Source organism: Kitasatospora sp. NPDC004615 (assembly GCF_042873545.1).
Taxonomy (GTDB): domain Bacteria; phylum Actinomycetota; class Actinomycetes; order Streptomycetales; family Streptomycetaceae; genus Kitasatospora.
On the sequence record NZ_JBIALQ010000011.1, the window covers coordinates 145,530 to 165,330 of the forward strand.

A 19,801-nucleotide genomic window follows, 5' to 3' on the forward strand; every position below is an offset into this window, starting at 1 on the left:
ACGGCCCGAACGCAACGACTCCCGGGCCCGCGGCAGGTCGATGGCTGCCACGGGCCCGGGGCCCAACCGGATCGAACGGCCGTTAGGACGGCCGCCAGAACGCCCGTCAGGCGGTGGAGACCACCACGGTCTTGGCGGCCTTGTCGTGAATGCACTGCCGGTAGGGCTTGTCGAAGACGCCGAACAGGCCGTCGACGGGCCACCAGAGGCCGCCGCAGCAGATCAGCGCGGGGGCGACGAAGGTGGCGGCGCGGGTCCAGGCGGCGCTGGAGGACGGGGACGAGCCGTCGACGAGCATCGCGACGCGGACCTTCATCAGCTTCTTGCCGAGGGTCTGGCCGTCCCGGCTGAGCATCAGGCCCTGGTAGACCAGGAAGAGCCCGTAGCCGAGCCAGGCCGAGCCGACCCAGCCGTCCTGCCGGGCGAAGTTGACGAACGGCAGCAGCACCAGGACGGCGATGCCCTCCACCAGGATCCAGTCGACCACCGTGGCGAGGATCCGCGCACCCCAGCTGCCGAGCGGGGGCATCCCGGGGACGGGGCCGGGGCCGGGCGTGCCGGAGGGCGAGCCGTACGGGCCACCGGGGGGCGGGGTCTGGCCGGGCGGGGGGCCGTAGCCGGGCGGCTGGTTGTTGTAGGGGGAGCCCGATCCGGGCGGCGCACCGTACTGGCCCCCGTAGCCGGGCGGCGTGTCGTAGGGGCTGTCCGCCGACGGCGGCTGCTTGTCGAAGGAAGGCTTGCCGCCCTCCTCCTCCGGCTCGGTCCCAGAGGGGTCGTTGGCGCTCATGCCCCGAGTAGAACACCGCAATTACTGCACTGTTGGGACATTTTCGACGTTTCTGTCCGTTTTGGCGGCATGCGACGGCACCGCCTCCCACAGTGGCGGCGCGTCGGCTCTCAGCGCCGTCCCACCCGCACCACCCGGGTCCGGGCCGCCCGGTCGTGCCAGCCGCGTCGGGCAGGACGGTCCAGCAGCGGCGTGAACAGGCCCAGCAGCAGGACGGTGCCGAGCCCGCCCACCAACCAGCGCAGCAGCGAACGCCCGAAGCCGGGCGGGCGGGTGCTTCCCGCGGCGACCACCCGGATCCGGGCCAGCCGCTTGCCGAAGGTCTGGCCGGTCCGGGCGACCGGCAGCACCTGGTACAGCAGCGCGAACAGCACCAGCACCCCGAGCACCACGGCCAGCCGGCCCAACACCACCTGGTCCAGCAGCCACACCTGGTGCTGACGCCCGGTCAGGCGGGCCGCCAGCTGCGCCTGCTCGATCTTCTTCCGGACGTGCGCCGAGACCGTGGCCGCCATCGGCACCGCGACGGCCGCCCCGACCACCAGCGTCACCGCCCCGTCCACCAGCCACCCGAACGCCCGCGCCGCCAGCCCGGCCGGGACGGGCGCCGGAACGGCCGGCCGCCGCCCCTCGCCACGAGCGCCGGCGGCACCGACACCGCCGCGCACCCGCGCGGCAGGGCGTTCCTCCACCTGGGCAGCCCGCGGCGGGCGCACCCGCTCACTGGTGACGTGCGCCACCCGCGGCTCCCGCGCGGCCCGCTCCACCGGCGACGACTGTGACGACGACGACGGCGACGGCGACGGCGACGGCGACGGCGACGGCGACGGCGACGGCGACGGCCCGCCGGCCGGCACCTCGCCGGGTGCCCCGTCGACGCCCCAGGACACCCGCCGCGGCGCCTCCCCGGTGTCCATCAGGCCCCGCTGCGCCCGCGGATCCGCCCGCCAACCCGAACCGGCAGCCGACTCGGCGGCCCGCACCTCCTCCACCGAAGCCGAAGCCGGAGCCGAGGACGCACTCGCCCCGCGCAACGGCTCGGGCATCACCCCCTCGTACGCCGGTCGCGGTTCGTACAGCGACGCCGGCCCGGCCGACATCCCCACCGAGCCGTCACCGCCCGGCCCTCCCCCGGCAACGGCACCGCCGCCGCCCCCGCCGCCATGCCAGGGCGTCCCACCGAGCGGCTGGGCGGGGCGCGGCGCGGCCTCCTCCACGACCACCGGCTCCGGCACCCGAGCCTCGGGCTCGACCGGGGCCCCCGCCCCCGCAGCGAACCCCTCCCGGACCTGACGCACCGGAGCACCCACCGGCGCCCGCCCGCGCTCCTGCGCCTCCCGACCCGTCCCGCCGCGCCGCGGTGCCACGACCGCCGCCTCCGGGACGGGCACCGGGCCCAGCCGCAGTGCGGCGGCGGTGGCCCAGGATTCGGCGGCGGCGGGCTGGAGCCCGTTGCCGGTGACGGCCCAGGGCGCGGGTCCGACCCGGTCGAGGCCCCGCACCTCGGCGGCGGCGGGCGGGGCCTCGACCGGGTCGGGGTGGGCGGGCATGTTGAAGGCGGTGTGGGCGCCTGTCTCGTCGAGGTAGATGGGGCCGGTCTCGATCAGCGGGCCGGCGGGTACGGCGGGGACGAGGCCGGGCGGGACGCTGTAGGGCGGCGGGCCGATGTAGCGGGCGACGAAGCGCGGGGGCTGGAGCTGTTCGCCGGGGGCGGGGGCGGCCCGGCTGGTGCCGGGGACCCAGGCGTGGCCGGCCCAGTAGCGGACGAAGCCGGGTACCGAGGGGTCGGGGTAGTAGCCGGGTGTTCCGGCGTCGGCGGGCACGGTCGTGCCGAGCATGGGTGCTGCGGTGGGGGGCCGGTCCGTCATTGCCTCTTCCTTCGTACCGGCACCGCGGCGTGCAGGTGTGCGGATGTGCGCAACAGGGCCGCGGGCGGAGAGTCGCCGGGCAGTCACAAAGGGTAGCGCCTGGAGGGGCCGGGCCCGCCGGGTTCACCGGATCTCGTGGAACCGGTGGTACGGGACGGACTCGAGTGGTAGGGCGCGAGTCCGGTGCGCCGGACGCCCGTCGCCCCGTCCGGAACAACCGGGGCGGCGGGGAAAAGGTTCTGCGGAAAGTCCGCCGGAAAGTTTCTCGGAAACCCGTGTAAGAGTGCGCGGCACCGCCGCTCTTTCCCTGCCGTGGGGCCGATCGGCGGCCTCACGCGTGGAGGCGAGAGGGTGAGCGGCCGTGACCGGACAGTCGACCGGAGTGGTGGAGCAGGAGCTGCAGTTGGAACTGGTGCTGTCGCCGGAGCGCAGCGTCGCGGTGCCGGCGCGGTTGTCGTACGGGAGCCACGACCCGTTCGCGGTGTACGTGACGTTCCACCTGGACAGCGGGACGCCGGTCACCTGGGTGTTCGCCCGTGAGCTGCTGGTGGAGGGAACGTTCCGCCCGTGCGGCCAGGGCGACGTGCGGATCTGGCCGACCCGGGCGGGGCGGCGCAGCGTGCTGTGCATGGCGCTGAGCTCGCCGGCGGGCGACGCGCTGCTGGAGGCGCCGCTGCCGACGGTGGCGGCGTGGCTGGAGCGGGCGCACCGGCTGGTGCCGCCGGGTGCCGAGCTGGAGGCGATGGACCTGGACGGCTCGCTCGCCGAGCTGCTGGCGTGACGGCCCGCGCCGGGTCCGCTTCCGGGCCGGCCGGGGTGTTCAGCGGGCGGCGGGGGCCTTCTGAGTGTCGGCGCTGCCGAGCCCGTCGGGGCCGGTGCGCGGGGCGGGGAGGCGGACCGGCGGGGCGCCGGCGGCGCGGCGGCGGGAGTGCACGCTGACGGCGGCGACGGCCAGGAAGCACAGGCCGAGCAGGGGGTAGACGGAGGCGGGTGCCTGGCTCAGGGCGGGCAGTTTCTGGTCCAGGTCGCCCTTGTGCGGGATGATCCACATCGCGAAGGAGAGGAAGCCCAGCAGGGTGAGGCCGAACACGATCCGCCAGCGGTGGCGCCGGCCGGCGCCGGGGCGGGAGCGTTCGTGGGCGGCCTCGGCGGCGAGCAGCACCAGCATCGGCACGCACCACACCCAGTGGTGGGTCCAGCTGATCGGGGAGATCAGCACGGCGGTGACCGCTGCGGCGCACACGCTCCAGGCTTCGGCTCGGGGCGACCAGTGGGCGCTGCGGTGGGCCCAGGCGGCGATGGCCAGGCCGCCGACGGCGACCAGGGCGGCGAGCGCGGTGGCGGGCAGCCCGGGGTGCTCGGTGTGCAGCAGGCGGGCGGCCATGCCGCTCAGTGACTGGTTGTCGACGATGACGGTCTTGCCGACCCGGGTGGAGTCGAACAGGTACTTGGTCCAGAAGCCCCAGGTGGCGTCGGGCAGGACCAGCGCACCGATCAGGAAGGTGCCGAGGAACGCGCCGGCGGCGACCAGTGCGGCCCGGATCCGGCCGGTGATCAGCAGGTAGACGGCGAACAGGCCGGGGGTGAGCTTGATGCCGGCGGCCAGGCCGATGGCGATGCCCTTGGTGCGGGCGTGATCGGGGCGGGTGAGGTCCCAGAGGATCAGGCAGGCCAGGGCCAGGTTGATCTGGCCGTAGCGCAGGGTCGTGAAGACGGGTTCCAGCCAGACGCCCAGTCCGGTGATCAGGATCACGCCGATCGGCCGCAGTTCGCGGCGCGGCCAGCCGACCAGTTTGAAGGACAGGTGGGCGAGGGTGGCCAGCAGTAGCAGGTTCCCGACGGTGACGGCCACCCGCAGGAACGGGATGCCGAACCAGGTGGTCGGCACGAACAGCATGGCGGCGAACGGCGGGTAGGTGGCGGGCAGGTCCCACTTGGTGACCCGCAGCGCGTACAGGTCCTGGCCGTGGGCGACGGCGGCGCCCTCGGCCCGGTAGACGAGCATGTCGACCATCGAGGTGCCGACGAAGTGCCGGACGATCGCGTAGCCGAGCAGCGAGACCAGGGCGATCGCCGTGGCGGTGCGCAGCTGCCGCCGGGGGGCGGCGCGCAGGGCGGCGGTGATGTCGGCGAGCAGGCGGGCGGGTGCGGTGAGGGCGCGCTTCCAGGCCTGAACGGGTGATTGTTCGGGTCCGCCGGAGGATGTGGCGCGCTCTGCTTGCACCGTGGTCACTGTGTTGCTCCGTCCGCCGTCGACCTGTGCTGGGCCAGCAGCCGACACTACCCGACCGTCCGGTTCATGCCACCGGTCGCGGTCACGGCGGTCCTGATCGTCCTGGCCGGGCGGTTCGCGGTCGCCCCGGGCTCCCCTCCGGGGGCCTGCCTCGCGGTCACGGGGAAGTGTGACGGTGCGAGCGCGGCCCCGGCCCGGGGCGACCCCTTGCTCAGGTGCCGCACCTGGTGATCGGTCGGCCGGCGCGGACGGCGGGCGACCTGCCGCCACATGCCGTGTGGGCGGCCCGCCGATGTGTGGTGATCGGCGTGCGCCCGACCCTAGCCGGGCGGGCGGGCCGGATCGGCGCGGCCGGGGCGGCATCAGGCGCCGCTGAGGAGGTACTAGGGAGTACTTAAGGAAGAGGAGCGACACCGAGCTGTCGCCCCCGCGGTAACAGCTGCTGTGTCGGGTCATCGGTCCGTCAGTCCTTGCGGATCAGCCGGCCGGGGCGGCGCCGTTGCTGGCGCGGCAGTTCGACTTGGGTGCGGGTGTTGAGCCGCACCGCGATCTGGGCGCCGCCGAGTGCGGCGGAGCGGCCGAGGGTGACGTCGCCGCCGGTGCTCTCGGCGAGTTTGCGGACGATGTCCAGGCCGAGGCCGGTGGAGCCTTCGCCGCCGTGGCCGGCGCCGCGGCGGATCTCCGGGGCCGGGTCGGCGAAGCCCGGGCCGGCGTCGCCGACCAGGACGGTGACGCCGTCCTCGTCGGCGGTCAGGTCGACGGCGAAGGCGGTACCGACGGCGGTGTGCCGGAACACGTTGCCGAGCAGCGCGTCGACGGTGGCGGCCAGGTCGCCGCGCTGCACGGGCACGGGTGCCGGTTCCTGGTCGCCGGCCAGCTGCCAGGGGCGGCCCTCGTCCTCGGCGAGGGCGGACCAGAAGGCGACGCGTTCGCGGATCACTTCGACGGCGTCGCAGCCGAGCACGACCGGCGGGGCGTCCACCGGGTCCCGGCGGGCGCTGCGGATGATCTGGTCGACCTCGCGTTCGAGCTGGGCGACGGCGTGCCGGGTGGCGTCGGCGGCGTCGCCGGCGCCGAGTGCGGCGGCGTTGAGCCGGAGCACGGTGAGCGGGGTGCGCAGCCGGTGCGAGAGGTCGGCGGCGAGTTCCCGTTCGGCGGCGAGCAGGTGGACGACGCGGTCGGCCATGGCGTTGAACGCGTAGGCGGCCTCGCGGAGCTCTTCGGGTGCGCCGGCCGCCTCGGGGCCGTCGACCGGGACCCGGACGGTGAGGTTGCCGGAGCCGAGCGTGCGGGCGGCGGTGGCGAGGCGGCGGGCGGAGCGGACGATCCGGGCGCCCATCCGGTCGGCGACCGCGACGGAGACCGCGACCAGGGCGAGCGCGACGCCGGAGAGCACCAGCCAGGCGGTGCCGACGCCGCGCGACAGATCGGAGTCCGGGACGAACACCTCGACCATGGCGACCCGGCCGTTGTCGACGGCGACGGGCTGGAGCAGGGCGTAGCCGCCGGGGGTCCGCAGGGTACCGGTCCGCGCCCCGCGGCTCGGGTCCTCGGTGGGGCCGAGCTGCCCGGCGTCGACCCGGCCGCGGCCGACCACCTGGCCGCCGGGCAGGTGGACGGCGAGGCGGTCCTGGGCGCCGGCCTCGGTGGAGGCCAGGGCGCGGGCGACGGCGTCCCGGTCGGTGGTGATGGCGAGCGCGGGGCCGAGCGCGGCGGCCTGCCGCTGGGCGGCGGTGAAGGCCCGGTCGCGGGCGGTGTGCTGGACGACCAGGCCGAGCGGGATGAGGAACGCCAGCGCGACCATGACGGTGCCGGCGATGGCGGCCTTGACCATCGCCCAGCGCAGCGAGCGGAGCAGGCGCTTCATGTCGTGCACCCGACCGGTTCCGAGGGCGCTTCCAGCCGGACGCCGACGCCGCGCACGGTGTGCAGGTAGCGCGGGCTGGAGGCGGTCTCGCCGAGTTTGCGGCGCAGCCAGGACAGGTGAACGTCGATGGTCTGGTCGCCGCCGTAGGTCTGCCGCCACACCTCGGCGAGGATCTCCTTGCGCGGGACGACCACGCCGGGTCTGGCGGCGAGGAAGGCCAGCAGGTCGAATTCGCGCCGGGTGAGGTCGAGGCGTTCTCCGTCGAGCAGGGCCTCGCGGCGCTGCGGGTCGATGGCGAGGCCGCCGACCCGCAGGATTTGAGGGGCCATCAGGGAGCCGCCGCCGAGCCTGCGCAGGACGGCGGCCATCCGGGCCGTCAGGTGCTCGCCGGAGAAAGGTTTCACCAGATAGTCGTCGGCGCCGTCGTTCAGCAGCCGGACGATCTCCGCCTCCTCGTCACGGGCCGTGGAGATGATGACCGGTACGTTGGTCAGTCCGCGGATCATCTTGAGCGCCTCGCTGCCGTCCAGATCGGGCAGGCCCAGATCGAGGATCACCAGGTCGCAGCCGACCTGGGCGACTTCGCGCAACGCCTCCAGGGCGGTGCCGACGGAGCGCACGGCGTGGCCGGAGTCGGCCAGATGGCGGATCAGGGCGGAACGCACAAAGGGGTCGTCCTCGACCACAAGCACTGTTGCCATGGGGCTGCACGGTACGGCATCCCGACCAACTGGTCTGTACCTTGGGTGGCCCGAACGGGTCCGGCCGGCGCCTGACGGGTCCTCTGGAGCCGTGATCTGCAAGGTTGCTGAGGAATGGCCGGGGCACTGACCTGCCCGTGACCCGAGTACGGCAGGATGGGCCCGCGATGCGGAGCGGATGGGTTCAACTGGGCGCCTGGACGGCGGCCACCGGGGCGGCGGTGGCGCTGTCCTGGCTCGGTGTGCACGCGGTGCTCGCCGACACGGTGTACGAAGGGCCGGTGGCGCTGCCCCTGCCGTCGGCGGTGTCCTCGCAGCCGGGGCCCGCGGTGACGGTGCCGCCCGCACCCTCGGCGACGGGCGCCCTGCCGCCCGGCCCGGACGGCCCGGGCGGCCCGACCGCCCCGCACCCCGATCCGGACCCGGACCCGAGCGCGACCCAGGGCCCGAACCAGAACCCGAACGCGGGCCCGAACCCGAGCCCGGGCCAGAGCCGCGGCCAGCCCTCCCCGTCCCACAACAGCACCATGACGGCCCGCACCTCGCCGAGCCCGACCGGGACGGTGCACAGCTACCTGATGCCGGGCGGCCGGGTGGCGGTCGATCTGCGGGAGCACGACGCCGAGTTGGTGTCGGCGACCCCCGAGGCGGGGTGGGCGATGCAGGTCTGGCACGGCGACCAGTGGATCCGGGTCCTGTTCAGCAAGGACGACCGGGTCTCCCAGGTGTACGTGACCTGGAACGGCTACCAGCCCGACGTGCAGGTCGTCCCGGGCTGACGACACCGGACGCGTCGCCCGGCGGGGGCTGACGGGCGGGCCGTGCCGACCCCACAATGTCGGTCGACGCCCGCACCACCGAGGAGCCCGCCGTGCCCCCGCAGCCCGATGCCATCGACGTGCTGGACGGAAAACTGATCCGGCTGCTCGCGGAGGAGCCACGGATCGGGGTGCTGGAGTGTTCGCGCCGCCTGCAGGTGGCACGCGGCACCGTGCAGGCCAGGCTGGACCGGCTGCAGGCGCGCGGGGTGATCGGCGGGTTCGGCCCGCAGGTGGACCCGGCGGCGCTGGGCTACCCGGTGACGGCGTTCGCGACCCTGGAGATCTCGCAGGGCCAGGGCACGGACGTGCGGGCGCACCTGGCGGCGGTGCCGGAGGTGCTGGAGCTGCACACCATCACCGGGCAGGGCGACATGCTGGTGCGGATCGTGGCCCGGTCGAACGCGGATCTGCAACGGGTGATCGACCGGGTGGTGTGCTTCGACGGGATCGTCCGGGCGTCCACCGCGATCGCCCTGGAGAACCCGGTGCCGTTCCGGGTCCTGCCGCTGGTGGAGCAGGCCGCGGGGGTCCCGGACGGGGCCTGACGGCGGGCCGGCGTGACCGTTCTGGCGTGTCCACGGGTGACGGCGGGCGATTTTTGGCATATGCCTATGGCTCATGTACGCAGTCAACGCCGTCATCATGACCCCCGGGGCCATCCCCTCCCAGGGCCGGCCGGCCGCCCGCACCACCCGGGCACCGCGATGAGGCGGGCCACCCCGGCGCCCACCTTGATCACCTCCGCCCAGCGCGCCCTGCGGCTGCTGGAGGCGGCCGCCCAGCACCCGACCGGCGCCACCGCCAAGCAGCTCGCCCGGGACACCGGACTGGCCCTCGGCACCACCTACCACCTGCTGCGCACCCTGGTGCACGACCAGTACCTGGAACGCCGGGAGGGCCGGTACCGCACCGGCCCCGCAGTGTCGGGGCTGAGCGTGGAGGACCGGCTGGACGGGCCGGAGGCCGGGCGGATGCGGCTGGACCGGGTGCTCGGCCGGATCGCCCACGAGCTGAACGCGGCCGTGCACTACGCCCGGTACAAGGACGGCGAGGTCGAGCTGGTCGCCGCCCGGGCCGCGCCCGGCGCCGCCACCGTCGATCCGGCGAACTTCAGGATCGCCGCGCACGCCCACGCGAGCGGCAAGACCCTGCTGGCGCTGCTGTCCGCCGAGGAGCGCCGGGCGCACCTGGCGCGCCACCCGATGGTGCCGTTCACCCCGTACACCCTTCGCGAGCCGTCCCAGCTGCCGCTGCTGCCCGGGCCGGGGCCGCAACGGGCCGCGCCGATCACCCAGTACCAGGAGTACCAGCTGGGCGTGGTGGGGGCGGCGGTGCCGATCGTGATGGGCAGCGACCTCGCGGCGGTCGCGGTGGCACTGCCCGCCTCGCAGGCGCACCGGCTGACGGCGGTGGCCGAGAAGCTGCGGGCCCGGGTCGGCGAGGACCTGGCGACCGCGGCGTTCGGCGTCTAGGCCGGGCGTGCGGGCCGGATCAGCAATGCGGGACGGCTCAGCAGTGCGGGACGGCTCAGCAGTGCGGGACGGCGCCGCCCTCGCGCACCGCCTTGAGGGCGGCGATCGACTCGGACAGCGTGTCCACGGGGACGAGCTGCAGCCCGTCGGGGGTGTTGACCTCGCCCTGCGTGCACTCGCTGCGCGGCAGCAGGAACACCGTGGCGCCGGCGTTGCGCGCCGCCTGGGTCTTGAGCGGAATGCCGCCGACCTGGCCGATCCGCCCGTCCGCGTCGATGGTGCCGGTGCCGGCCACGTCCCGCCCGCCGGTCAGGTCGCCGCCGTTGCCGTCGCCGGCGATCTTGTCGACGATGCCCAGGGCCAGCATCTGCCCGCCGCTGGGCCCGCCGATCTCCCCGAGCCGGATCTGGACGTTCACCTGTTCGGGCGACAGGTGCAGGTAGTTCAGCGCGGCCATGGTGGCGCTGTCCTGGGACTGCGTCATCTGCTGCTGCGTCGCCTGGTTGGCCTTGTTCGGGTCGGTCTGCGGGTAGACCTCCTCGGTCGGCACCACCGCCCGCTTCGGGTCGATCCAGGACGCCAGCGAGTCCCACAGGGTGTTGCGCTGGCCCGGGCCGGTCGCCTCGACGGTCACCACCCGCAGCTGCCCGGAGGTCTGCCGCTGCGCCGCCCCGCTGATCGTGATCACCTGGGTGCCGTCGTACGTGCCCAGGGTGTCGGCGGTCCGGCCCGGCGATTCCACGGTGAAGGGCAGCGGCGTGAACGCGGCCACCGCGAACAGTGCCAGCACCGGCAGCGCGCACAGGGCGAGGGCGCGGCTGCGGAAGGCGGTCAGGGCCGTGGGCAGGTTCTGGAGAGGCACACCCCGCATCCAAACACACCGGGGCGGCCCCCAGGGACGGCCGCGCGGATCGGCCGGTTCAGCGCAGTGCGTCGGCGACCTCGGTGGCGGCCTCCACCACGCGCGGGCCGACCCGCTCGGGCACCAGGCCGTTGAGCATCACCACGCCGACGCTGCCTTCGATGCCGCTCAGGCCGATCAGCGCGGCGGCGGCCCCGCAGGCGCCGGACTGCTCCTCGGCGCGGGTGATCACGAAGCCCTGCTCGGGGCGGCGCTGGCCGGGGAAACCGCGGGCGTCCAGGATCGCCCGGCCGGCCGCGCTCTCGGTGAGCGGGTGGCGCAGGCCGGTGCGGTAGGCGACGTGGAAGTCCGTCCAGGTCGGTTCGACCACGGCGACGGCGAGCGCCTCGTTGCCGTCGACCAGGGTGAGGTGGGCGGTGGCGCCGAGGTCCTCGGCGAGCGAGCGCAGGGCGGGCAGCGCGGCCTCGCGCAGCAGCGGGTGCACCCGGTGGGCGAGGCGCAGCACGCCGAGGCCGACCCGGGCGCGGCCGCCGATGTCGCGGCGGACCAGGCCGTGCTGTTCCAGGGTGGCCAGCAGGCGGTACACCACCGTGCGGTTGACGGCCAGTCGGGCGGCCAGTTCGGTCACGGTCAGCCCGCGCTCGGAGTCGGCGAGCAGTTTCAGTACCCGGACACCCCGGTCCAGGGTCTGGGAGGTCTCAGCAGTCACGAACGCCAGGTCCTTTCCGCGGCGAGTCCGACCCTACGACACAACTGCCGTGGGCCGCACCGGAATTGATCACACGCCAGCGGGGTTTCCGGCGTGGGAGTCCGGCCACGGCGAGGTCGGCCGGTCGCAGGGCTCCGCGGTTGCCCGGCCGAGCTGGGGGTGGGGCCCGAACGGATTGGGGAGACGCTAGTGAACGGGAGGCGCGCTACGGAAGTAGTTGTTCAAAATCCGATCCACATCGTTGGAAAGTCGCGATGAAAAAACGGACAAGACGCGCAAAACTCCAAGCCGAATAGCTCTGGTGTTCGATATCTGACCGGTAGCCGGACAGCGGCCCTCCGCGGGCGAGGGATCCAGAGGGGTCAGAGGACGTTGCGGCCGACGGCCCACAGCCCGGCGGCGACCAGGATGGCGGCGACGGTGCGCGGCGAGAGCCGCAGCTTCCAGCGCCGGCCGGCCAGTCCGTGGCGCAGCCGCACCAGGTACCAGGCGGCGACGAAGGGGAGCGCGAGCAGCAGCGCGGCGTTGTCGTGCCAGGCGGCGACCAGGTCGCCGTGCAGCAGGTCCCAGGTCATCCGGGTGCCGCCGCAGCCGGGGCACTGAAGGCCCGTCAGCCGGCGCCAGGGACAGAACGGCAGGGACTGCCCGGGCAGGTGCGGGTTCCGGGTGTACAGGTAGGCCGCGCCGGCCAGCCCCGCGGCGAGCAGCCCGAGCGGGCCGGCGGCGGGGTGGCGCAGCAGGGCGAACGGCGAACGGCCGGCACCCCCGCCACGGGTGTCCGCGGGGCGGGGGTGCCGGCCGTTCGCCTCGGCGCTCAAGATCAGCTGCGCAGCAGACGGCCCTGGGCGTCGGTGCGGGTGTCGCTGACCAGGAAGATGATGCCGTCGATCAGCGCCCAGACGCCCATGCCACCGCAGGTGAGCAGCTGCGCGATGCCCATGCCGATGTGGCCGGTGTAGAAGCGGCCGACACCGAAGCCGCCGAGCAGGATCTGCAGGATGCCGGCGACGACCTTGGACTTGTCGGACAGCTCGGGCTGGGCGTTGTACGCCACGAAAGGCTCCTCGTTCGGTGCAGACGGCCGGGCGCGCGTGGACGGCACGCCTCGACATGGGCAGCCGGCGTCGGACGGGCACCTCGGGGTGAGGCGTCCAGGCGCTGGCACGCGGAAGATTAACGGAAGATAAGACTAGATGTCTGCACACTTTCTCTAATCGAAAGCCAAATTTCCTCCGCGAACCCTCCGACCCAAGGTTCTTGACGCCAAGTCAGCCCATCGGCCCGTCAGCCCTGCGTCGCCCACTCCCTGATCCGCCCGATCCGCGCCTTCAGCTGGTTCGCGGTGGCCTGCGCGGTGAGCGGACCGCCGCACTGGCGGCGCAGCTCGTTGTGGATGGTGCCGTGCGGCTGGGTGGTGCGGTGGTGCCAGGCCGCGACCAGCGCGTTCAGCTCCTTGCGCAGCTCGCGCAGCTCCTGATGGGTGACCACCGGGCGCTGGTCGGCGGGCAGTTCGATCAGGTCGGCCTCCTCGGCGGGGCGGGCCTTGGAGCGCTGGATCTGCCGGTGCTGACGTTTCTGCAGCAGCATCTGCACCTGGTCGGGTTCGAGCAGGCCCGGGATGCCGAGGTAGTCCTCCTCCTCCTCGCTGCCGGGGTGCGCCTGCATGCCGAATTCCATGGCGTTGTACAGCACCCGGTCGAAGACCGCCTCGCTGCCCAGCGCCTCGTAGGAGAACTCCTCGCTGCCGGTGTCCGGCCCGTCGTTGGCCTTCTCGGCCTCGGCGAGCAGCCGGTCCTCCTCGTCGAACAGCCCCTCGCCGTCCTTCTTCGGACGGTCCAGGATGTGGTCGCGCTGCAGTTCCATCTCGTTGGCGAAGCCGAGCAGCATCGGGATGGTGGGCAGGAACACCGAGGCGGTCTCGCCGCGCTTGCGGGCACGCACAAAGCGGCCGACGGCCTGCGCGAAGAACAGCGGGGTGGAGATCGAGGTGGCGTACACGCCGACGCACAGCCGGGGCACGTCGACGCCCTCGGACACCATGCGCACCGCGACCATCCAGCGCGAGGTGCCCTCGGCGTAGTCGGAGATCCGCTTGGACGCCTCGGTCTCGTCGGAGAGCACCAGGGCGACCTTCTCGCCGGTGATCTCGCGCAGCATCTTGGCGTAGGCGCGGGCCACCGTCTGGTCGGTGGCGATCACCAGGCCGCCGGCGTCCGGGATGCCCTTGCGGACCTCGGTCAGCCGCCGGTCGGCGGCCTGCAGCACCGCCGGGATCCACTCGCCCTGCGGGGACAGCGCGGTGCGCCAGGCCTGGGCGATCAGGTCCTTGGTCATCGGCTCGCCGAGCCGTGCCTCCAGCTCGTCGCCGGCCTTGGTGCGCCAGCGCATGTTGCCGGAGTAGCTGAGGAAGATCACCGGTCGGACGACGTGGTCGGCGAGCGCGTGCCCGTAGCCGTAGGTGTAGTCGGCGATCGACTTGCGGATGCCGTCGCTGCCCGCGTCGTAGTGCACGAACGGGATCGGGTTGGTGTCCGAGCGGAACGGCGTACCGGTCAGCGCGAGCCGGCGGGTGGCGGGCTCGAACGCCTCGAAGCAGGCCTCGCCCCAGGACTTGGAGTCGCCGGCGTGATGGATCTCGTCCATGATCACCAGCGTCTTGCGGGCCTCGGTGCGGTTGCGGTGCAGCATCGGATTGACGCCGACGCCCGCGTAGGTCACCACGATGCCGTGGAAGTCCTTGGACAGCGGGCCCGAGGAGTACGCCGGGTCCAGCCGGATTCCTATCCGGGCGGCGGCCTCGGCCCACTGCTTCTTCAGGTGCTCGGTGGGCGCGACCACGGTGACCTGCTGCACCAGGTGGTTGTGCAGCAGGTAGGACGCCAGGGTCAGGGCGAAGGTGGTCTTTCCGGCGCCCGGGGTGGCGACCGCCAGGAAGTCCCGGGGCTGCTTCTCGATGTACTTGTCCAGCGCGCCCTGCTGCCAGGCGCGGAGCTTGCCCGCGGTACCCCAGGGGGCGCGGCCTGGGAAGGCCGGGGAGAGGTGTGCGGCGGCGGAGGTGCCGGTGGGACGGGGGTGGAGGCTGTCGGCGTGCGAGAACAGCGGGGCCATCGGTGAGGAGGCGGCGGTAGTCACGGTCTCCGAACGGGGTCGTCGCAGGTCAGAGCCTATGCAAGGCCCTTTTCCCACGGTCTGCGGGCGGTCGTGGAACCCGCCCAGCCTAGCCCCTTCCGGGGGGCGGACAGCGGCGATGGAGGGCCCTTGTGGCGCGCGTCCCACTCCCGCCGCGCGGCCCTCACCACACCTTCACGCGGCACGGCCGGCCGTTCACCGTGATCGCGCCCGGGACGCTGTGCGGGCCCGCCGCGGCGCCGGTGAACCCGGCCTCCGCGCTGGCGCCGGGCAGCAGCGCGGGGCCCTCGTCGAGCAGCACCGCCCCGGCCACCTCGTGGGCCTGCCCGGTGCCCGGCCGGGGTGCCACCAGGTGCTCGCCGTCGGCCAGCGGCCAGCGCAGCGTCCAGTCGCCGACCGGGCGGTCGGTGGTGTTGCGGACGGTCAGCAGCGCCTGGAACCCGCCGCCGGCCTGCGCGGTGATCCGGTAGCCCACCTCGCACGCGGGCTCGCCGCCGCGCTGCCCGGCGGCACCCGCCGGGGGCGCGACCAGCGCGGCCAGCAGCGCCATCGCGCTGCCCACCAGCCCGGCCAGACCCAGGTTGACCCGGCGCAGCAGGGTCAGCCGGCGCCGGCAGTCCGCGCAGTGCGGCAGGTGGCGCTCCACCTGCTGCTCGGCCCGCCGTCCGGCGCGGCCGCGGGCGTGCCCGGCGAGCGTCTCCCAGTGCCCGGCGCAGGCCGGGTCGCACGGGCTGCCCGGATAGTCCCGCAGGTAGGCCAGCCGCAGGCCCTCGCGGGCGCGGTGCACCAGTACCGCCGCCGCGCCGCGCCGCACCCCGAGCCGGGCCCCGATCTCGCGGGGCGACAGCCCCTCCACCTCGGCCAGCCACAGCGCATGCGCCCACCGCCCGGGCAGCCGGGCGAGCAGTCGGCGCATCCGGTCGGTCTCGGCCACGCCCGCGGCCGGGTCCGCGCTCTCGCCGCCGGGCACGTCCGAGGCGGCCCGCTCGCGGACCGGGGCGGCGGCCAGGTGGCGGACGGTGGTGGCCAGGTAGGCGCGCGGGTCCTCGATCCGCTGCCCGGCGGCCAGCCGCCGCCACACCCGCAGGTGGGCCTCCGCGACGAGGTCCTCGGCCCGCCAGCGGTCGCCGCCGGTGAGGATGCCGGCGTAGCGCAGCAGGCCGGGGTGGTGGCTCCGGTACAGCTCGGTGTACGCGGCGAGCGGCGGGCGCCCGGCCATCCGCGCTGATGACTCGGCGATCTTGTCCTCCCCTGGCCCGGCCGGACCGGCGGCGGCCCGGTCGGCTCCCGCGATCCTGCCCGGGAGACCGTACGAACACACACAACACCCCCACACTCGGCGGCCGAAATGCCCGGTTGATCCCCGTCAATGTGGCGCAGATCACTCAAAATGGCCCCAAAACCGGTGTAATTCCTCCTACCCCTTCCGACTCTTCAGTCACGGGAGGCGACACCGGTCGCACCCCGCGCAACGCACCCCACACTCCGGAGGAAACGTCGTGTCCCCAGCACCCGCGTCGATCGAGCAACACACCCAGGCCCGACTGATCCTCGGCACCCACCGCTCCGCCCTGCTGCGGGTCACCCTGCGCTACTGCTGCGAGGACCCGCTGGCGGTCCGGATGGTCTTCCCCGCCGAGTACGCCGTGGACGCCTCCGACGCCGATCCGTACGACCCGCATGGCCCGCACGACCCGAACGACCCGTTCGACACCGCCCCCGCCGACCCGTCGGCGCCCGACATCGAGTGGGTGTTCGCCCGCCAGCTGCTCTCCGTCGGCCTGGACCGGGCGGCCGGCGAGGGCGACGTCCGGATCCGGCCCGCGTACGGCATGCGCACCATGGTCGAACTGCGCTCCCCGGAGGGCGTCGCGCTGCTCCAGTTCGCCCGCGCCGACCTGCGCCGCTTCCTGTGGCGCAGTCACCTGGCCGTCCCGGAGGGGCAGGAGCTGCGGCACCTGGACTGCGACCGCGCGCTGGCCCAGTTGCTGGCCTGAGTTCCCGTCCGCGGCACGTATCCACCGGGTACCCGTCAGGCCCGTTGGGTGCGTACCAGATGTGCGTACACCACCACGTTCCCGTCCCAGCCGCCCTCGCGGGTGTAGGCACCCCCGCAGGTGATCAGCCGCAGCTGGGCGTCCGGGGTGGCCGCGTACACCTTGGTGTCCGGGAACTCCCGTTTCGAATAGACCTCCACGCCGTCCACCTGGAACCAGGCGGTGGCCCGGTCGGCCCGGGCGACCTCCACCAGGTCGCCCCTGCGCAGCGCGCCCAGCCGGTAGAACACCGCCGGGCCGTGCGCGGTGTCGACGTGCCCGGCCAGCACCGCCGCGCCGCTCGAGCCGGGCGCCGCACTGCCCCGGTACCAGCCCGTCAGGGTGCCGTCCTCCTCGGGCGGCGGCTGCAGGCGCCCCTCGCCGTCCAGGCCCAGCGGGCCGACGGGGGCGTCCACGCCCAGCACCGGGATCCGGATCCGCACCGGCGGCGAGGACGGCAGCGGCGGCACCGCGGGCCCCACCGGCGTCCCGTCGTACGCCTGCGCGGCGAGCGGGGCCGGCGGCAGCGTGCCCAGCAGGCCTCCGTGCAGCAGCCAGGCCCCGGCCACGATCGCCCCCGCGGCCAGCCCCGCCCGGCCCCACGTCCGTTCGCCCACCGCACCCTCCGTTCCCTCCGGGACGAGCACCAGTCAATCCAGCGCCGCCCGCCCCGGCACCTCCGCCGTTCCGCCCGGGTGACCGGCCTCAGGCCCTGCGGCCGCGGCGCAGCCGGGGGCGGGTCAGGAAGCCCTCGGCGAGCGCGGCGGCCAGGCCGATCGCGGGCAGCTCGGAGGGCTTCTCGTACAGCACGAACCGGGGCTGCCAGTGCGGCCGGTAGCGGGCGTTGGCCCGGTACAGCGACTCCAGCTGCCACCAGCGGGACAGGAAGCGCAGCACCCCGCGCCACAGCCGCAGCACCGGCCCGGCGCCGAGCCGTTCCTCGAACACCTCGCGGAACATCGCGAAGTTCAACGACACCCGCCGCACCGCCGGCCCGCCGTCCCGGGCCTGTTCGAGCAGCCGCGCCACGGTGTACTCGACCAGCCCGTTGTCGGACTCCCGGTCGCGCCGCATCAGGTCCAGCGACAGCCCGTCGTCCCCCCAGGGGACGAAGGACAGCAGGGCGGCGGTCCGGCCGGCCTCGTCGCGGCACTCGGCGATCAGGCAGTCGCCATCGGCGGGGTCGCCGAGCCGGCCGAGCGCCATCGAGAAGCCGCGTTCGGTGCGGCCGTGCCGCCAGGCGTCGGCGAGCCGCACCAGGTCGGCGAACTCCTCGGCGGGGATGTCGCGGTGGCGGCGGATCACCACCCGGTACCCGGCCCGCTCGACCCGGCGGCAGGTCTGCCGCAGTCCGCGCATCTCCCGGCCGTCCAGGGTGAACCGGGCCGGCTCGACCACCGCCTCGTCGCCGAGGTGCAGCGCCCGCAGCCCCGCCACCCGGGCGTACACGGTGCCGCCCTGCTCGCCGACGCCGGTGACGGCGGGGATCCAGGCGTGCGCGCGGACCCGCCGCTGCCACTCCTCGATGGCCTGCGGCCATGCCTCCGGGTCGCCGATCGGGTCGCCGGAGGCCAGCGCCACACCGTTCTCCACCCGGTAGGCGACGGCGGCCTTGCCGCTGGCCGAGAAGCACAGCGACTTGTCGCGGCGCAGCGCGAAGTAGCCGAGCGAGTCCCGCCCGCCGTGCCGCGCCAGCAGTTCACGCAGCCTCAGCTCCTCCTCGGGACTCTGCCACTCGGTGCCGCGTGGGGAGCGCAGCAGGATCCGCAGGGTGAGCAGCAGCAGGGCGGTGCCGAGCAGGTTGAGCGCGAGGTCGATCCAGCGCGGCACGTCCACGTCGGTGACCCGGACGACGCCGGACAGCGTGACCAGCCGCAGCAGGCCGTAGCGGGCGGCCTCGCCCCAGCTCGGGACGCCGTCGGCGTGCCCGAGCCGGACGGCGACCGCGCCGAGAGCGGTGAGCAGCGCGCTGCCGGCCACCAGCACGGCGGCGGCCAGCGGCAGGTTGCCGCGCCCGCCGCGCACCCGGAACACCGGGCGGCTCAGCACCAGCGCCACCAGCACGGCGAGGGTGAGCGCGAAGGAGAACCAGTTGAACGGGTGGGCGCGGAACTCGGGAAACGCCAGCGCCAGCCCGTACAGCGCGGCGTGCACCAGGACGACGGCCAGCGCGGCGATCCAGGCGGCCCGCTTGCGGCGGCGCAGCATCACGGCGAGCAGCCCGGCCAGCAGCGCGGTGGTGAACCCGGAGGTGACCAGCACGGGCGCGAAGTACTCGCCCCGGTCGATCCGTTGGACCTCCGCGCGGAACGGGGCAACGACGGCGCCGAGCAGGTCGATCAGGGTGGCGATCCGCAGGTACCACTGGACGAACGCGGCGCAGCGCAGCCGCCACGGCGCGGGCGGCGGCAGCTCGACCGCGGCCGGCGGCGGCTCGACGGCGGCGGGCCGCTGCTCGGCGGCGGGCCCGGGCACCGGCGGAGCGGCGGGTTCGTGGTCGTCGGGGGTGCCGGCCACCAGGTCGTAGACGGTGGTCTTGGCGGCGACCAGGCGGCGGTGGATGCGCTCCTCGCGCCGCTCGGCGCGGGCCAGCCGGCGCGGCCGGGAGCGGTAGCGCCAGCGGGCCCACGGGCTCTGCGGCCGGGCCAGCCGCAGGGCGCCGACCAGGGCGAGCGGCCAGAGCATGATGCCGAGCAGCCCGGTCCAGGTCTTGCCCTTGAGCAGGCTGACCACCACCAGGGCGAGCAACCCGCAGGCCCCGGCCAGGGTCGGCCCGTCGGGGTGGCGGGCGAAGCCGCCGAGCGGGAGTTCGCCGAGCAGCAGCAGTCCGATGGTGGCGATGGCGAGCATCACGGCGTCCACCGAGGTGCGGCCCTGTTCACTCCAGTACACGTCCTTCAGGTGCAGCACCAGCGCGAACTCGTCCAGCACGAGCCCGCAGCCGACGCCGAACCCGAAGCCGAGCAGGTTCCACCAGGAGCCGCCGTCGCCGCGCACCGCGAACGCGGAGACGCCGCAGATCAGCAGCAGGGCCTGGCCGAACACCACGTGGTGGATGTGCAGCCCGCCCGGGGCGACGTTGCCGGGCCACCAGCGGACCTGGGCGCGGATCAGCCGGGTACTGATCCGGATGAACAGGAACGACAGCACCAGGCCGAGCAGCAGCAGGAACAGCGGCTCCCGTCCGGTGTCGACGATCCGGTCCCGGTAGGCGTCCAGCAGCGACTGCCACATCGGCGGGTGCGACCTCCGTGTCCAGGGTCCGATCCGGTCCGTGCCATCTGATGCCAGCTCAGCTCGTGGGGGCCGGTGCCGC

Annotated in this window: 18 protein-coding genes; 5 read left to right on the plus strand and 13 right to left on the minus strand. The window is 74.4% G+C overall.

What is annotated here, in order from left to right:
• Positions 1 to 106: 106 nt before the first annotated feature.
• Together ACFYS8_RS31410 and ACFYS8_RS31415 are read right to left on the minus strand one after the other, a co-directional pair.
• On the minus strand, positions 107 to 787 hold the full coding sequence (locus tag ACFYS8_RS31410; protein WP_387647490.1) for an RDD family protein: 681 nt from the start codon (positions 785 to 787) through the stop codon (positions 107 to 109).
• Between the two features lie 110 nt (positions 788 to 897).
• A complete protein-coding gene (locus ACFYS8_RS31415; protein ID WP_387647492.1) occupies positions 898 to 2,655 on the minus strand; it encodes an RDD family protein in 1,758 nt (585 codons plus the stop codon).
• A gap of 361 nt (positions 2,656 to 3,016) precedes the next feature.
• Between ACFYS8_RS31415 and ACFYS8_RS31420 the strand changes: the two genes are divergently transcribed.
• Complete coding sequence (locus tag ACFYS8_RS31420) at positions 3,017 to 3,436, plus strand: SsgA family sporulation/cell division regulator (protein WP_387647495.1); 420 nt, start codon at positions 3,017 to 3,019, stop codon at positions 3,434 to 3,436.
• A 39-nt stretch (positions 3,437 to 3,475) separates the two neighbouring features.
• On the opposite strand, the gene ACFYS8_RS31425 is transcribed toward ACFYS8_RS31420, so the two are convergent.
• From ACFYS8_RS31425 to ACFYS8_RS31435, 3 genes are all read right to left on the minus strand, one after another.
• A complete protein-coding gene (locus ACFYS8_RS31425) occupies positions 3,476 to 4,888 on the minus strand; it encodes a glycosyltransferase 87 family protein (RefSeq protein WP_387647497.1) in 1,413 nt (470 codons plus the stop codon).
• A 463-nt stretch (positions 4,889 to 5,351) separates the two neighbouring features.
• The gene (locus ACFYS8_RS31430) at positions 5,352 to 6,734 is read right to left on the minus strand and encodes an ATP-binding protein (RefSeq protein ID WP_387647654.1); all 1,383 of its coding nucleotides are present in this window, start codon (positions 6,732 to 6,734) and stop codon (positions 5,352 to 5,354) included.
• A 17-nt stretch (positions 6,735 to 6,751) separates the two neighbouring features.
• On the minus strand, positions 6,752 to 7,456 hold the full coding sequence (locus ACFYS8_RS31435) for a response regulator transcription factor (protein ID WP_387647500.1): 705 nt from the start codon (positions 7,454 to 7,456) through the stop codon (positions 6,752 to 6,754).
• Positions 7,457 to 7,623: 167 nt separating this feature from the next.
• Here ACFYS8_RS31435 and ACFYS8_RS31440 point away from each other — a divergent pair, with 167 nt between their 5' ends.
• The 3 genes from ACFYS8_RS31440 (at position 7,624) to ACFYS8_RS31450 (ending at position 9,749) form a co-directional block, all read left to right on the plus strand.
• Positions 7,624 to 8,235 carry a hypothetical protein gene (locus tag ACFYS8_RS31440; RefSeq protein ID WP_387647502.1) on the plus strand — a complete coding sequence of 204 codons (612 nt, stop codon included), beginning with the start codon at positions 7,624 to 7,626 and terminating at the stop codon, positions 8,233 to 8,235.
• A 56-nt stretch (positions 8,236 to 8,291) separates the two neighbouring features.
• Entirely contained in the window at positions 8,292 to 8,822 is a 531-nt protein-coding gene (locus ACFYS8_RS31445; protein ID WP_387647505.1) for an Lrp/AsnC family transcriptional regulator, read from the plus strand.
• Positions 8,823 to 9,008: 186 nt separating this feature from the next.
• Positions 9,009 to 9,749 (plus strand): IclR family transcriptional regulator, encoded by a 741-nt coding sequence (locus tag ACFYS8_RS31450; RefSeq protein ID WP_387647506.1) that lies wholly within the window; start codon positions 9,009 to 9,011, stop codon positions 9,747 to 9,749.
• A 55-nt stretch (positions 9,750 to 9,804) separates the two neighbouring features.
• Here ACFYS8_RS31450 and ACFYS8_RS31455 read toward each other — a convergent pair whose 3' ends face one another.
• The 6 genes from ACFYS8_RS31455 to ACFYS8_RS31480 all read right to left on the minus strand — a co-directional run bounded on the left by ACFYS8_RS31455 (position 9,805) and on the right by ACFYS8_RS31480 (position 15,668).
• Positions 9,805 to 10,611, minus strand: a complete 807-nt coding sequence (locus tag ACFYS8_RS31455) for a S16 family serine protease (protein ID WP_387647509.1) — start codon at positions 10,609 to 10,611, stop codon at positions 9,805 to 9,807.
• A 58-nt stretch (positions 10,612 to 10,669) separates the two neighbouring features.
• Entirely contained in the window at positions 10,670 to 11,320 is a 651-nt protein-coding gene (locus tag ACFYS8_RS31460) for an IclR family transcriptional regulator (RefSeq protein WP_043914174.1), read from the minus strand.
• 362 nt (positions 11,321 to 11,682) lie between these two features.
• Positions 11,683 to 12,138, minus strand: coding sequence for a DUF2752 domain-containing protein (locus ACFYS8_RS31465; protein ID WP_387647512.1), 456 nt, complete (start codon positions 12,136 to 12,138; stop codon positions 11,683 to 11,685).
• A 2-nt stretch (positions 12,139 to 12,140) separates the two neighbouring features.
• Complete coding sequence (locus ACFYS8_RS31470) at positions 12,141 to 12,374, minus strand: TM2 domain-containing protein (RefSeq protein WP_387647514.1); 234 nt, start codon at positions 12,372 to 12,374, stop codon at positions 12,141 to 12,143.
• A 230-nt stretch (positions 12,375 to 12,604) separates the two neighbouring features.
• Entirely contained in the window at positions 12,605 to 14,428 is a 1,824-nt protein-coding gene (locus tag ACFYS8_RS31475; RefSeq protein ID WP_387647655.1) for a DEAD/DEAH box helicase, read from the minus strand.
• A 184-nt stretch (positions 14,429 to 14,612) separates the two neighbouring features.
• Entirely contained in the window at positions 14,613 to 15,668 is a 1,056-nt protein-coding gene (locus tag ACFYS8_RS31480; RefSeq protein WP_387647516.1) for a cellulose binding domain-containing protein, read from the minus strand.
• A gap of 280 nt (positions 15,669 to 15,948) precedes the next feature.
• On the opposite strand from ACFYS8_RS31480, the gene ACFYS8_RS31485 reads away from it, so the two are divergent.
• The gene (locus tag ACFYS8_RS31485) at positions 15,949 to 16,446 is read left to right on the plus strand and encodes an SsgA family sporulation/cell division regulator (protein WP_387647519.1); all 498 of its coding nucleotides are present in this window, start codon (positions 15,949 to 15,951) and stop codon (positions 16,444 to 16,446) included.
• A 35-nt stretch (positions 16,447 to 16,481) separates the two neighbouring features.
• Here ACFYS8_RS31485 and ACFYS8_RS31490 read toward each other — a convergent pair whose 3' ends face one another.
• Positions 16,482 to 17,102 (minus strand): class F sortase, encoded by a 621-nt coding sequence (locus ACFYS8_RS31490; RefSeq protein WP_387647521.1) that lies wholly within the window; start codon positions 17,100 to 17,102, stop codon positions 16,482 to 16,484.
• An 88-nt stretch (positions 17,103 to 17,190) separates the two neighbouring features.
• The gene (locus ACFYS8_RS31495) at positions 17,191 to 19,719 is read right to left on the minus strand and encodes a phosphatidylglycerol lysyltransferase domain-containing protein (RefSeq protein WP_387647523.1); all 2,529 of its coding nucleotides are present in this window, start codon (positions 19,717 to 19,719) and stop codon (positions 17,191 to 17,193) included.
• Between the last annotated feature and the right edge of the window lie 82 nt (positions 19,720 to 19,801).